13 protein-coding genes are annotated in these 14,393 nt (G+C 44.8%); all 13 read left to right on the top strand.

The window, feature by feature from the left end; genetic code table 11:
- Nucleotides 1–3: 3 nt before the first annotated feature.
- The 13 genes from ICV36_RS05265 to ICV36_RS05205 all read left to right on the top strand — a co-directional run bounded on the left by ICV36_RS05265 (nt 4) and on the right by ICV36_RS05205 (nt 14,379).
- Entirely contained in the window at nt 4–603 is a 600-nt protein-coding gene (locus ICV36_RS05265) for an NADH-quinone oxidoreductase subunit C (protein WP_215399588.1), read from the top strand.
- 3 nt (nt 604–606) lie between these two features.
- Nucleotides 607–1,860, top strand: coding sequence for an NADH-quinone oxidoreductase subunit D (locus ICV36_RS05260; RefSeq protein ID WP_215399587.1), 1,254 nt, complete (start codon nt 607–609; stop codon nt 1,858–1,860).
- Nucleotides 1,861–1,883: 23 nt separating this feature from the next.
- Nucleotides 1,884–2,390 carry an NADH-quinone oxidoreductase subunit NuoE gene (gene nuoE, locus ICV36_RS05255; RefSeq protein ID WP_215399586.1) on the top strand — a complete coding sequence of 169 codons (507 nt, stop codon included), beginning with the start codon at nt 1,884–1,886 and terminating at the stop codon, nt 2,388–2,390.
- Complete coding sequence (gene nuoF / locus ICV36_RS05250) at nt 2,387–3,685, top strand: NADH-quinone oxidoreductase subunit NuoF (protein WP_215399585.1); 1,299 nt, start codon at nt 2,387–2,389, stop codon at nt 3,683–3,685. The genes nuoE and nuoF overlap by 4 nt, the downstream gene beginning before the upstream one ends.
- 32 nt (nt 3,686–3,717) lie before the next feature.
- Nucleotides 3,718–6,033: an NADH-quinone oxidoreductase subunit NuoG gene (nuoG, locus tag ICV36_RS05245; RefSeq protein WP_215399584.1), complete on the top strand. Its 2,316-nt coding sequence runs from the start codon at nt 3,718–3,720 to the stop codon at nt 6,031–6,033.
- Between the two features lie 8 nt (nt 6,034–6,041).
- Entirely contained in the window at nt 6,042–7,115 is a 1,074-nt protein-coding gene (gene nuoH, locus ICV36_RS05240; RefSeq protein ID WP_215399583.1) for an NADH-quinone oxidoreductase subunit NuoH, read from the top strand.
- Nucleotides 7,116–7,126: 11 nt separating this feature from the next.
- Nucleotides 7,127–7,618: an NADH-quinone oxidoreductase subunit NuoI gene (gene nuoI / locus ICV36_RS05235; protein ID WP_215399582.1), complete on the top strand. Its 492-nt coding sequence runs from the start codon at nt 7,127–7,129 to the stop codon at nt 7,616–7,618.
- Nucleotides 7,619–7,638: 20 nt separating this feature from the next.
- Nucleotides 7,639–8,286, top strand: a complete 648-nt coding sequence (locus ICV36_RS05230) for an NADH-quinone oxidoreductase subunit J (protein WP_215399581.1) — start codon at nt 7,639–7,641, stop codon at nt 8,284–8,286.
- Entirely contained in the window at nt 8,283–8,591 is a 309-nt protein-coding gene (gene nuoK / locus ICV36_RS05225) for an NADH-quinone oxidoreductase subunit NuoK (protein WP_215291988.1), read from the top strand. The genes ICV36_RS05230 and nuoK overlap by 4 nt, the downstream gene beginning before the upstream one ends.
- Nucleotides 8,592–8,593: 2 nt before the next feature.
- Nucleotides 8,594–10,654, top strand: a complete 2,061-nt coding sequence (gene nuoL / locus ICV36_RS05220) for an NADH-quinone oxidoreductase subunit L (RefSeq protein ID WP_215399580.1) — start codon at nt 8,594–8,596, stop codon at nt 10,652–10,654.
- Nucleotides 10,655–10,678: 24 nt separating this feature from the next.
- Nucleotides 10,679–12,145, top strand: coding sequence for an NADH-quinone oxidoreductase subunit M (locus ICV36_RS05215; RefSeq protein ID WP_215399579.1), 1,467 nt, complete (start codon nt 10,679–10,681; stop codon nt 12,143–12,145).
- 10 nt (nt 12,146–12,155) lie between these two features.
- The gene (gene nuoN, locus ICV36_RS05210) at nt 12,156–13,655 is read left to right on the top strand and encodes an NADH-quinone oxidoreductase subunit NuoN (protein WP_215399578.1); all 1,500 of its coding nucleotides are present in this window, start codon (nt 12,156–12,158) and stop codon (nt 13,653–13,655) included.
- Nucleotides 13,656–13,779: 124 nt separating this feature from the next.
- Nucleotides 13,780–14,379, top strand: a complete 600-nt coding sequence (locus ICV36_RS05205) for an NUDIX domain-containing protein (protein WP_215399577.1) — start codon at nt 13,780–13,782, stop codon at nt 14,377–14,379.
- Nucleotides 14,380–14,393 lie beyond the last annotated feature (14 nt).

Genomic DNA, 14,393 nt, shown 5'->3' with positions numbered 1-14,393 from the left:
ACAATGTCAGATCGTTTAGTTCAACTTGCAGCCAACCTAGAAAAAGTCTTAGGTAAACGCGTTCAATCAATTGAGATTGCATTGGGTGAAGTTACGGTTGTCGTTAACGCAGATACCTATTTTGAGTCCGCCATGTTACTGCGGGATGACCCAAGTCTTGCCTTTGAACAATTGATTGACTTATGTGGAGTGGATTATCAAGACTTCCGTGAAGGCGCATGGGGTGGTCAACGCTTTGGTGTTGTAAGTCATTTATTGTCTTTGGAGCATAACTGGCGTTTGCGTGTTCGTGTATTCGCTCCAGACGATAGCTATCCAGTTGTTGCTTCGATTACGCCAGTCTGGAATTCTGCCAATTGGTTTGAGCGTGAGGCATTTGACCTCTACGGCATCCTATTTGATGGTCATGATGACTTGCGTCGAATTTTGACCGACTATGGCTTTATTGGCCATCCATTCAGAAAAGATTTCCCAATCAGCGGTAATGTAGAAATGCGTTATGACCCAGAGTTGAAACGCGTTGTTTATCAGCCAGTCACGATTGAGGCTCGAGAAATTACTCCACGCATTGTTCGTGAAGAGCAGTATGGAGGTCCGGTTTAAGTCATGGCACAAATTAAGAACTACACACTCAATTTTGGTCCCCAGCATCCTGCGGCGCACGGCGTACTCCGCTTGGTGCTTGAGCTCGACGGTGAGGTGATCCAACGCGCCGATCCGCATATTGGTTTATTGCATCGTGCCACTGAAAAATTGGCTGAAACACGTACTTGGATTCAAAACGTTCCTTATATGGATCGTTTGGATTACGTTTCAATGATGTCCAATGAGCATGCTTATGTCATGGCCATTGAGAAATTACTGCAAGTTGATGTGCCATTACGTGCTCAATACATTCGCGTGATGTATGACGAGCTAACTCGTTTACTAAATCACTTGCTTTGGATCGGTTGTCATGGTCTCGACGTTGGTGCGATGGCTGTCTTCCTATACGCCTTCCGTGATCGTGAGGATATTTTCGATATGTACGAGGCGGTATCTGGTGCGCGTATGCACGCTGCTTACTATCGTCCAGGTGGTGTTTATCGTGATTTGCCAGATCAAATGGCTCAGTACGATAAATCTAAGATTCGTAGCGCTTCAGCTGTCAAGCGTTTAAATGAAAATCGTAGCGGCACCTTGTTAGATTTCATCGAGCAATTTACCAATGGTTTTGACGCTAATGTTGATGAGTATTGCAACTTATTAACCGACAACCGTATCTGGAAGCAACGTTTAGTGAATATTGGCATTGTGACTCCAGAGCGTGCTTTGCAGCTCGGCTTCACTGGTCCAATGTTGCGCGGCTCTGGTATCGAGTGGGATTTGCGTAAGAAACAGCCATACGAAGTGTATGACCGTCTCGACTTTGATATTCCGGTTGGTGTAAATGGCGACTCTTATGATCGTTATTTAGTGCGCATGGAAGAGATGCGCCAATCGAATCGCATCATCAAACAATGTGTGGCTTGGTTGAAAGCAAATCCAGGTCCTGTCATGAGCGATAACCATAAGGTTTCTCCACCGAAGCGTGTGGATATGAAAACCAATATGGAGGAATTGATTCACCATTTCAAATTGTTTACTGAAGGTATTCATGTTCCTGATGGTGAGGCCTTCTCAGCTGTTGAGCATCCAAAAGGTGAGTTTGGTATTTATTTGATTTCAGACGGCGCTAACAAGCCCTATCGCATGAAGATTCGTGCGCCAGGTTTTGTGCATTTGTCTGCCATGGATGAGATGTCACGCGGCCACATGTTGGCTGATGCAGTAACCATTATCGGTACCCAAGATATTGTGTTCGGGGAGATTGACCGCTAATAGAGCGTGCCAAGGATTATTTAATGACTACAACCCTTCAACTATCCGATAAAACATTAGCCGATATTCATCGCAATATCGCTAAGTACCCGCCAGAGCATAAACAATCTGCAGTAATGGCCTGCTTAATTGCTGCCCAAACTGAGGTAGGTTGGGTTTCGCCTGAAGTCATTGAGACTGTAGCGCAAATTCTAGAAATGCCAAGCATTGCTGTTGATGAAGTTGCTACTTTCTACAACATGTACAACACCAAGCCGGTTGGTAAATATAAATTGGTGATCTGTACGAATTTGCCTTGCCAATTAACCCACGGTGAGACAGCAGCGACATACTTAAAAGAAACTCTTGGTATTGGTTACAACGAAACTACCCCATGCGGAACGTTTACTCTTAAAGAAGGTGAGTGCATGGGTGCATGTGGCGATTCACCTGTAATGCTCGTGAATGACAAGCGCATGTGTAGCTTTATGAGCAAAGAAAAGATTGATGCATTGTTGAATGAATTGCGTGCGGAAGGAAAAGCAGCATGACCAGCTTGCACGACCGTCATATTAAACCGTTAATCCTTGCTGGATTAAATGGTGAAAATTGGCGTTTAAAAGATTACGAAAGTCGCGGCGGTTATCAGCAATTACGTCGTTTAATTAACGATAAAGTAGCGCCTGATGCCATTATTGCTGAATTGAAGGCATCTTCACTTCGCGGTCGTGGTGGTGCAGGCTTTCCAACCGGATTGAAGTGGAGCTTTATGCCACGTCAATTCCCGGGACAAAAATATCTTGTTTGTAATAGTGATGAAGGTGAGCCTGGTACCTTTAAAGATCGCGACATCATGCGATACAACCCTCATGCTTTGATTGAAGGTATGATTATTGGTGCATACACCATGGGTATCTCAGCAGGCTATAACTACATCCACGGCGAAATCTTTGAGGTGTATTCACGCTTTGAGGAGGCTTTAGAAGAAGCTCGTGCGGCCGGTTACTTGGGCGATAAGATTTTAGGAAGCGATTTTTCATTCCAACTGCATGCTGCTCCAGGTTGGGGTGCGTACATTTGCGGTGAAGAGACTGCTTTATTGGAATCCTTGGAAGGAAAAAAAGGACAGCCGCGCTTTAAGCCACCATTTCCTGCGAGTTTCGGTCTGTACGGCAAGCCAACGACGATTAACAATACTGAAACATTCGCTGCAGTGCCATTCATCCTGGCAATTGGTGGCCAGGCTTATTTGGATCTTGGTAAGCCAAACAATGGCGGCACGAAAATTTTCTCAGTATCAGGTGATGTAGTGCATCCAGGTAACTATGAGATTCCATTGGGGACGCCATTCGCCGAGCTATTGAAGCTTGCAGGCGGTATGCGTGACGGCATTCCTTTGAAAGCAGTCATTCCTGGCGGATCCTCTTCTCCTGTTGTACCTGGCGCGCAGATGATGGAACTCACAATGGATTACGACAGCATTGCCAAAGCTGGATCTATGTTGGGTTCAGGTGCGGTGATCGTCATGAACGAAACGCGTTGCATGGTTCGCGCATTGGAGCGATTGTCTTATTTCTATCACGAGGAATCATGTGGTCAGTGCACCCCATGTCGTGAAGGTACCGGTTGGTTATGGCGCATAGTTCATCGTATTGAGCATGGCGAAGGGCGTCCAGAGGATTTGGATTTGCTTAATGACGTAGCTGCCAACATTCAAGGTCGCACAATTTGCGCATTAGGTGATGCAGCAGCAATGCCTGTACGTGGCATGTTGAAGCATTACATGGATGAATTTGCGTATCACGTAGAACATAAGCGCTGCTTAGATTCTGCGAAACCTTTATAAAGATTTAGAGCACGGGATATCTAAAAGTGAGCATGGTAGAAATCGAATTAGATGGTAAGGCTGTAGAAGTTCCGCAAGGTTCGATGGTGATGCACGCCGCGAATAAGCTCGGCACCTACGTTCCTCACTTCTGCTATCACAAGAAGTTATCCATTGCGGCTAACTGCCGCATGTGTTTAGTTGAAGTTGAGAAGGCGCCAAAGCCATTGCCTGCTTGTGCAACACCAGTGACTCAAGGCATGAAGGTGTTTACACATTCTGCTAAAGCAGTTGAAGCTCAACGCTCTGTAATGGAGTTTCTTTTAATTAACCATCCACTAGATTGCCCAATCTGTGATCAAGGTGGTGAGTGCCAATTACAAGACTTAGCTGTTGGTTACGGTAAGTCAAATTCTCGCTATGACGAAGAGAAGCGTGTCGTATTCCACAAGAACGTAGGTCCGTTGATCTCGATGCAAGAGATGACGCGCTGTATCCACTGCACCCGCTGCGTTCGTTTCGGTCAAGAAGTTGCTGGCGTAATGGAATTAGGCATGGTTAACCGTGGTGAGCATTCAGAAATCACCACCTTTGTTGGTCAGACTGTAGATTCAGAGTTATCTGGAAATATGATTGATTTGTGCCCAGTTGGTGCATTGACCAGTAAGCCATTCCGCTATGCTGCACGTACTTGGGAATTAGGTCGTAAACGCTCAGTAAGCCCACATGATAGTTTAGGTGCGAATGTTACTGTTCAAACCAAAGCTAATAAAGTAATGCGTGTTGTTGCGCTCGAAAATGAAGCTATTAATGAATGCTGGATTAGCGATCGTGATCGTTTCTCTTACGAAGGTTTAAATAGTCCAGATCGCGTTACCACACCAATGGTAAAACAGGGCGGTCAGTGGTTGGAAACTGATTGGCAGTCTGCTTTAGATTACGTTGCTCATTCAATCAAAACTATTTCAGCTGAAAGTGGTCCTGAGTCTATAGGTGCATTAGCTCACCCAATTTCCAGTACAGAAGAGTTGCATCTTCTGCAAAAGTTAGTACGTGGTTTGGGATCTAAGCAAGTTGAGACGCGTCTACGTCAAACAGATATTAATGGTGCAGCTGTGGCTCCTTGGCTAGGTATGCCGATTACAAAAATTAATGAATTGGATCGCATGCTGGTTATTGGTAGCTTCTTGCGTAAAGATCAGCCAGTATTGGCTGCTCGTATTCGTACGGCTAGCAAGCGTGGTTTACAAGTTACTCGCATTGATGCAGGTGGTGATGACTGGCTTATCCCAGGCAATGGTATTGCTGCGGCTCCAAGCGCATGGCTCAATGCATTAAGTGAAGTTGCACTTGCTGTTGCTAAAGCAAAATCAGTCAGCGCTCCAGCCGGCACAGCAAACCTGGCAGTTTCACAAGCGGCGCAAAAGATCGCTGATAGCTTAATCTCGGGTGAATCTTCTGCAGTGTTGATTGGTTCTGCTGCAATTGCACACCCACATGCGTCAGATTTGCATGTGATGGCTCAATTTATTGTTGAGCAGACTGGCGCAACCTTGGGTTTCTTGCCTGTAGGCGGAAATGCTGTGGGCGCATCATTAGTAAATGCAAATGGTGCTGGCGTTGAATCTATATTGTCTGGCGATCGTCGCGCTGTGATTTTGATGAATATCGAACCAGATTCGGATTTACCTAACCCTGCTGCAGCTCGTGCTGCATTAGCTAAGGCAAACACTGTTATCGCAATGAGTGCTTATAAGAGTGCCGATTTATTAGAAGTAGCCGATGTAATTCTCCCTATTTCTACATTCTCAGAGACCGTTTCAACTTTTGTGAACTTAGAGGGCAGAGCTCAAACAGTTCAACCTTCTGTAAAGCCTTTGGCTGATTCTCGTCCAGCATGGAAAGTGTTACGCGTGCTTGGTGGCTTGTTGGGTCTAGATGGTTTCTTATTTAATGTGCCGGAAGAGGTATTGGGTGAGGCGCTTCCTGAAAACTATTGCACACGTCTTAGCAATCAATCTACTGGTAGCGCTATCTCTAATGGCAATGTTGCCCCATCGAATGGTCTAGAGCGTCTAGCCGATGTCAATATTTACGCTGGCGATCAAATCGTTCGTCGTTCATCTGCATTGCAATTAACACGTGACGCAAAGCGTGGCAATCAAGTCGGTTTAAACAAAAATACATTTGATGAGTTGGGTCTAAAAGAGGGTGATGCTGTTCGCGTTACTCAAGGCGCTCAATCAGTTGATATGCCAGCAACCTTAGAAGTAAATCTAGCGCCAGGCGCCATCAGAGTTTCTGCTGGAACTATGGCTAGTGCGAAATTGGGATCTATGTTCGGTCCAGTAACTGTGAGTAAGGCATAAGGTAAGAGATGGATGATTTCTTAAACCTCGTTACCACCCAAGGCGAAGCCATTTTTGGTTCTTTATGGCCATTGGTTTGGGCTTTGGTGCGCATCGTCATCATCGTGCTACCTATGTTCGGTTGCGTTGCTTACTTAACCCTTTGGGAGCGAAAACTGATTGGTTGGATGCATATTCGCCTTGGCCCGAATCGCGTAGGACCTTTGGGTTTATTGCAACCAATTGCGGATGCATTGAAACTCTTGATGAAGGAGATCATTGCTCCTGCACAGGCAAGCAAAGTTCTGTATTTCATAGCACCAATTATGGTGATCATGCCGGCGTTTGCGGCATGGGCTGTTATTCCATTTCAAGCGAAGATGGTATTAGCGGATGTAAATGCTGGACTTCTGTACATCATGGCAATTTCATCTATCGGTGTTTATGGAGTGATCTTGGCAGGGTGGTCATCTAACTCTAAATACCCGTTTCTTGGCGCAATGCGCGCATCAGCACAAATGATTTCTTATGAAATCGCTATGGGCTTCGCCTTAGTTACTGTATTGCTGACATCGGGATCTCTGAATCTGAGCGCAATCGTAGCGTCGCAAGAGCAGGGTTATTTTGCAGGCATGGGATTGAATTTCCTTTCATGGAATTGGCTCCCATTGCTGCCAATGTTCTTAATCTACTTTATCTCTGGTGTTGCTGAAACAAACCGCCATCCATTTGACGTGGTTGAGGGTGAGTCTGAAATTGTTGCTGGACATATGGTTGAGTACTCAGGCATGTCATTTGCCATGTTCTTCTTGGCCGAATACGCCAATATGATTTTGATTGCAGCCGTTGCCTCCATCATGTTCTTGGGTGGTTGGTTGCCGATCGTTGATTTACCAATCTTGCGTGATATACCTGGTTTCTTCTGGTTATTTGGCAAGACATTCTTCCTCCTTTCCTGTGTTATCTGGTTGCGTGCCACATTGCCACGCTATCGCTATGACCAAATTATGCGTTTAGGCTGGAAGATCTTTATTCCCATCTCAGTATTCTGGGTGGTGGTTATCGGTGCTTGGGTTGTTTCCCCATGGAATATTTGGAAATAAGTTGATCAATCATGTTTAAGAAAATTTCCCAATTCCTCGATAGCTTGATGCTTAAAGACATCTTGACTGGCATGTCTATTACTGGCCGCTATCTTTTTAAACCTAAGATCACGGTTCAATATCCAGATGAGAAGACGCCATTGTCTAATCGCTTCCGCGGATTGCATGCACTCCGTCGATATGAAAATGGCGAAGAGCGTTGTATTGGTTGCAAACTTTGTGAGGCGGTATGTCCGGCTTATGCAATCACAATTGAAACAGCGGAGCGTGATGATGGCACACGTCGTACCTCTCGTTATGACATCGATCTTACTAAATGTATCTTCTGTGGTTTCTGTGAAGAGGCTTGCCCAGTTGATGCAATTGTTGAAACCAATATTTTTGAATACTTTGGCGATAAGCGTGGCGATTTGTACTTCACAAAAGAAATGCTCCTGGCCGTTGGTGATAAATATGAAAAAGATATCGCCGCTAACCGTGCAACTGATGCACCTTACCGTTAATCGAATTGAGCTGAACTAATATGACATTCGATCCATCCACTTTATTTGCTGTTTTCTTCTACGGCTTTGCGGGTTTGCTAGTAATTTCTGCTTTGCGCGTGATTACAGCTCGCAATCCTGTGCATGCTGCCTTGTTCTTGGTGCTAGCTTTCTTTTGTGCATCAGGACTTTGGATGCTGCTGAAGGCTGAGTTCTTAAGCTTGGCTCTGATTCTGGTTTATGTTGGCGCTGTAATGGTTTTATTCCTTTTCGTAGTCATGATGCTCGATTTGGATTTGGAGCATCTGCGCCGTGATTTCAAAAAATTCTTACCCGTAGCCTTTTTAATGGGTGCGGTGATTGTTTTGGAATTATCAATTGTGATTATTCGTAGCTTTATCGGTACTAATGCACCTGTTCAGCCCATGCCAGAAGAGGTGATGGCTAATAACACTCAAGCTTTAGGTATGTTGATCTTCGTTGACTATGTTTACGCTTTTGAAGTGGCTGGTGTGATCTTGTTGGTTGCGATTATTGCCGCCGTTGCTTTGACATTGCGCAACCGCAAAGACTCGAAAGCACAAAATATTCACGAGCAGGTCAATGTCATTGCTGGAGATCGTATGCGCATTGTCAAGATGGGCTCAGATATGGCTGCAAAGCAGGATGCAAGAGAGGCTAAAAAATGAATATCACTCTTGCTCACTACTTAGTCCTTGGTGCGATCCTTTTCGCAACCAGTGTTATTGGAATTTTCTTGAACCGTAAGAATGTGATTGTTTTGCTGATGGCAATTGAATTGATGTTGCTTGCAGTGAACATGAACTTTGTCGCTTTCTCTCATTATTTGGGCGATATGGCGGGTCAAGTATTCGTATTCTTTATTTTGACTGTGGCAGCTGCTGAAGCAGCTATCGGTTTGGCAATTTTGGTTGTGCTCTTCCGTAAGGTTGACACCATTAATGCTGAAGATCTTGACCACCTAAAAGGCTAGTCATGCAATTGACCTTAAATATTCCCGTACTGTGCGCAATTCCCTTGGCGCCGCTAGTTGGCTCCATCATTGCTGGCTTCTTTGGTACTAAATTAGGTGGTAATCGCATCGGTCATGGCGCAAGTCAGTTCGTGACTATCTTGGGCGTAACAATTGCATTTGTACTTTCTTGCAATGTGTTGGTTCAGGTGATGGACGGTTTCTATTTCAATGGAACTGTGTATCGTTGGATGCAGTTGGGTGAGCTTAATTTAGATATTGGTTTCCTGATTGACCCTCTGACTGCAACCATGATGTGCGTAGTGACCTTTGTGTCATTGATGGTTCACATCTACACCATTGGCTATATGCATGGTGAAGAGGGCTACAACCGTTTCTTCTCATATATTTCACTATTTACTTTCGCCATGTTGATGCTGGTGATGAGTAATAACCTCTTGCAGCTCTTCTTTGGATGGGAGGCAGTGGGTGTAGTGTCCTATTTGTTGATCGGATTCTATTTTGAGCGCCAGTCTGCTGTCTTTGCCAATATGAAGGCCTTCTTGGTTAATCGTGTGGGTGACTTTGGCTTCATTCTGGGCATTGGTATCTTGCTTGCGAGCACAGGCTCGATGCAGTACGACGTGATCTTTTCACAGAACTCCGCATTAGCAGCTCAAACTCTCCCTGGAACTGGCTGGAATTTGATGACCGTTGCATGTATTTGCCTATTTATTGGTGCAATGGGCAAATCTGCACAATTCCCATTGCATGTATGGTTGCCTGATTCAATGGAAGGCCCAACCCCAATTTCTGCATTGATTCATGCTGCGACGATGGTTACTGCAGGGATCTTCATGGTGTCTCGCATGTCACCATTATTCGAGCTCTCAGATGCAGCATTAAGCTTTATCTTGGTGATTGGGTCAATCACTGCGCTCTTTATGGGCTTCCTCGGTATTGTGCAGAACGACATTAAACGTGTCGTTGCGTATTCCACCTTATCTCAGTTGGGATATATGACTGTTGCATTAGGTGTTTCAGCATACCCAGTTGCTATCTTCCATTTAATGACCCACGCATTCTTTAAGGCCTTGCTGTTTCTTGCGGCCGGTAGCGTAATTCTTGGTATGCATCATGAGCAAGATATGCGCAAGATGGGTGGTCTCTGGAAATACATGCCTATTACTTGCCTCATGATGTTATTGGGTAACCTGGCTTTAGTGGGTACACCATTCTTCTCTGGTTTCTATTCAAAAGACTCCATTATTGAAGCGGTTGCTGCAAGCCATATCCCAGGTTCTGGATTTGCGTACTTTGCAGTAATGGCTAGTGTATTTGTGACTGCTTTGTATTCCTTCCGTCTGTATTTCTATGTTTTCCACGGAAAAGCACGCTGGGGTCATGATGATGCCCATGCCCATGACCACCACCACGATCATGCGGAGCAGGGCGATGACCATGCGCACCATGGATTGGCTCCAGGTCAAAAACCACATGAATCACCGTTTGTTGTGACATTGCCTTTGATTCTCTTGGCGATCCCATCGGTGATCATTGGTTTCTACACAATATCTCCATTACTATTTGGAACTTACTTTGGTGATTCCATATTCATTGATTTAGCTCGTCATCCAGTCATGAAAGAGTTAGAGGATGAATTCCATGGCCCAGTTGCCATGGCTATGCATGCATTTACATCCCCAGTATTGTTATTGGTAGTGCTTGGTGTATTGACCGCCGCCATTGGTTATCTTTGGGCACCAAAGTTACCGGCAAAAGTTGCTCAAGCTTTTGCACCAATCAAAAAATTATTTGATAACAAGTACTACCTCGATGAATTTAACCAAGCTGTGTTTGCCAAAGGTCTCATTTGGATCGGCAGCCTCTTGTGGCATCGCGGTGATCAAAAGGTTATCGATGGATTCATTGTTAACGGCAGTGCGCATGCAGTAGGGCGCTTTGCCGGAGTCATTCGCCATTTGCAATCCGGTTATCTGTATCACTATGCCTTCGCAATGATTGCGGGCTTAGCGGTGCTGCTTGCTTGGGTTATGTATGCTTACCTGCCTTTTGTTCGCTAGGCCTTTGTTACTTAAGTAGCCACTATGATTCTTTCTTACGCCATCTGGACCCCGATTGTCTTTGGACTCATTATTTTGTTCTATGGTTCCGAAAAGCCAACTGCCGGCGTTCGCTGGTTAGCCTTAATTGGTGCTGTTCTGGGCTTTATCGCAACACTCCCATTGGTACTCAATTTTGATATTGCCAATTCTGGCATGCAGTTTGTAGAAAAGATTAGCTGGATCCCGCGCTACGACATTAATTACTATCTGGGCATTGATGGTATTTCTGTCTGGTTTATTGTGCTTACTGCCTTCATCAACGTCATTGTGGTGATTGCAGCCTGGGAAGTGATAGAAACCAAAGTATCTCAATACATGGCTTCCTTCATGATCCTTTCTGGATTAATGATTGGCGTATTTTGTGCGCTCGATGCATTGCTGTTCTACGTTTTCTTTGAAGCAACATTGATTCCGATGTACATCATTATTGGTGTATGGGGTGGCCATAATCGTATTTACGCTGCATTCAAGTTCTTCTTGTACACATTGCTTGGCTCTTTGCTTACTTTAATTGCCATGCTGTATCTGTACAACGTAACCAATACCTTTGATATCTTGGCCTGGCAAAATGCCCGCCTAGATATTGTTGAGCAAATTCTATTGTTTGCTGCTTTCTTTATGGCATTTGCAGTGAAGGTGCCAATGTGGCCATTGCATACATGGTTACCTGATGTGCACGTTGAAGCGCCTACCGGAGGCTCCGTAGTCTTGGCCGCAATCATGCTTAAGCTGGGTGCGTATGGATTCCTACGTTTCTCATTGCCGATTGCACCAGACGCGAGCCAGTATTTAGGCCCATTTGTGATTTTCTTGTCTTTGGTTGCTGTGATTTATGTTGGCGCAGTTGCTTTAGTTCAAAAGGATATGAAAAAGCTGGTTGCGTACTCATCGGTAGCGCATATGGGTTTTGTCACCTTAGGCTTCTTCCTCTTCAGTCCACTAGGGATTGAGGGCGGCATTGTACAAATGATTTCACATGGCTTTGTTGCTGGCGCAATGTTCTTATCGATTGGCGTGTTGTATGACCGTATGCATACCCGTCAGATCGCTGATTACGGTGGCGTTGTGCATCGTATGCCAGCATTTACCGCATTCGCTGTGTTGATGGCCATGGCTAACTGTGGTCTACCAGCAACTTCTGGTTTCGTCGGCGAATTTATGGTGATATTGGCTGCGGTTGATTATGACTTTGTTATCGGCATCCTGGCAGCGACTGCATTAATTTTGGGTGCTGCCTATTCACTCTGGATGGTGAAAAGGGTATTTTTTGGCACCATTAATAACGCCCATGTTGAAGAGTTGAAGGACCTCAATTGCCGTGAGTATTTTTTAATGGTAGTTCTATCCATCTGTGTGATTGGTATGGGTGTATATCCAAAGCCATTTACCGACATTATTCATCCAGCCGTGATTAATCTGCTGCAGCATGTTGCTGTAAGCAAACTCTGAGTAAGTACAAATGCAAGCATTCGACCTATACGCCATCCTGCCGGAACTTGTTTTGCTCGTAGCAACCTGTTTGCTATTGGTTGCTAGCGTTTATGTTCGCGAGAGGGTCACGTCCACACCAGGTGTAGAGCAAGATATTTTCCATACTCCACGTGGCGTTGGATTTGTTTATTTCTTCTCGATTATTTTGTTGGCCTACCTCATTTTTGCTTTTGTAGGACGCATGGGTGATCCCGCTTTAGTGGCAATGAATGGCTTGTTCCAGTCTGATCCATTTTCGAACTTGCTTAAGGCCTGTTCATGCATTGCTGTATTGGTTAGTTTGATTTATTCCAAGCAATATTTAATGGATCGCGCTTTATTCCGTCCTGACTTTATCGTCTTGGCTTTGCTTGCATTGCTTGGTCAATTCGTATTGATCTCTGGCGCAAATCTTCTGACTTTGTATCTCGGCTTAGAGCTGATGGCTCTGCCAACTTATGCATTGGTTGCAATGCGTCATGGAAGCGAAAAGAGTGTAGAGGCAGGCATTAAGTATTTCATTTTGGGCGCGTTAGCATCTGGTTTCTTGCTTTATGGCATGTCGATGCTTTATGGCGTTACTGGATCCCTGGACTTAATCGAAATCTTTAAAACCGTTGCTGACCCCCGTGTAAATCATTTGGTAATGGCTTTTGGATTGGTATTTATCGTAGCTGGTTTAGCTTTCAAATTGGGTGTGGTTCCATTCCACATGTGGGTGCCTGATGTTTATCAAGGCGCACCAACAGCCGTCACTTTGATGATTGCTGCAGCTCCAAAGTTGGCTGCTTTTGCATTATTGTTCCGTTTACTGGTCAATACCTTGCTGCCATTGCTAGGTGACTGGCAGCCAATGTTGGTTTTGCTAGCAGTGCTATCCCTTGTGGTTGGTAACGTGACTGCGATTGCCCAGACTAATGTGAAGCGCATGTTGGCTTATTCAGCTATTGCGCAAATGGGTTTTGTGCTCTTAGGCATGCTCTCCGTATTTGACGACCATGCATTTAGCGCAGCCATGTTCTACGCTATCACTTATGTATTAACTACACTTGGCACCTTCGGTTTATTGATGGTGTTATCTCGTAAAGGTTATGACTGTGAAACCTTAGATGGTCTCAAGGGTCTGAACAAGAAACATCCATGGTTTGCATTTATTGGCCTTGTCATGATGTTCTCCTTAGCCGGTATTCCGCCTACAGTGGGTTTTGCTGCTAAGTTGGGTGTTCTTGAGGCTTTGGTGGATGCTGAGCATACCTTCTTAGCCGTTATTGCTGTCATAGCATCATTGATTGGCGCTTTCTACTACCTCAGAGTGGTTAAGGTCATGTACTTTGATGAACCTGAGCATGAAATCACCGTTTCTGGATCTGGCTTTGCTAAAGGCATTTTGAGTCTAAATAGCATTCTGGTATTGGCTATTGGCATTGTCCCCGCAGGTTTGATGAGTCTCTGTCTGGATGCGATGCGCCGCACTCTATTGGGGTCATAATTAAGCGAGGCATCTCTCTAAAGGCTCCGCAAGGGGCCTTTATTGTTTTTAGGCCATCAAAATGACATCTAGATTAATTAAGATGCTTAAACTATTCACTGCATAAATATTTTTATTAAGAACCATGACTGAAAAGACCTTTGAAGATTTGCCTGTGGGTGATATCCATTTACGTGAAGAGCGTATCTCAGGTGAGGATCTATACGGCGGTATCTTTTTAAATATGAAAAGGGATACGGTATCTCTGCCCGATGGTGAGCAGGCTATTCGTGAGTATTTAACGCATCCTGGGGCAGTGGCTATTATTGCGATTTTGGATGATGGCAGGGTGCTTCTTGAGCGCCAGTATCGTTATCCAATAGCAAAAGCCTGCATAGAGATTCCTGCTGGAAAATTAGATCCCAGTGAAGATCATTTAGTTTGTGCGCAACGAGAGCTTCAAGAAGAAACAGGTTATACGGCAAAAAAATGGAGTTATGTACGACGTATACATCCGGTGATTTCTTATTCAACCGAGTTCATTGATATTTATTTGGCTGAAGATCTGGTCCCTGGTAATAGCCATTTAGATGATGAAGAGTTTTTAGATGTATTTGCCGCTCCACTGGATCAATTGCTGGGTTGGGTTGAGTCCGGTGAGATTACCGACGTCAAAACCACCATATCCACTTACTGGCTTGATCGATATCGCAAGGGCTTAGTAAAGCCCATGCCTATCAAGTAGATAAATTCAAACCC

This window comes from Polynucleobacter sp. MWH-UH35A, from assembly GCF_018687075.1.
In the GTDB taxonomy this organism is placed as follows: Bacteria; Pseudomonadota; Gammaproteobacteria; order Burkholderiales; family Burkholderiaceae; genus Polynucleobacter.
This window is presented reverse-complemented; position numbering and strand designations above follow the sequence as displayed.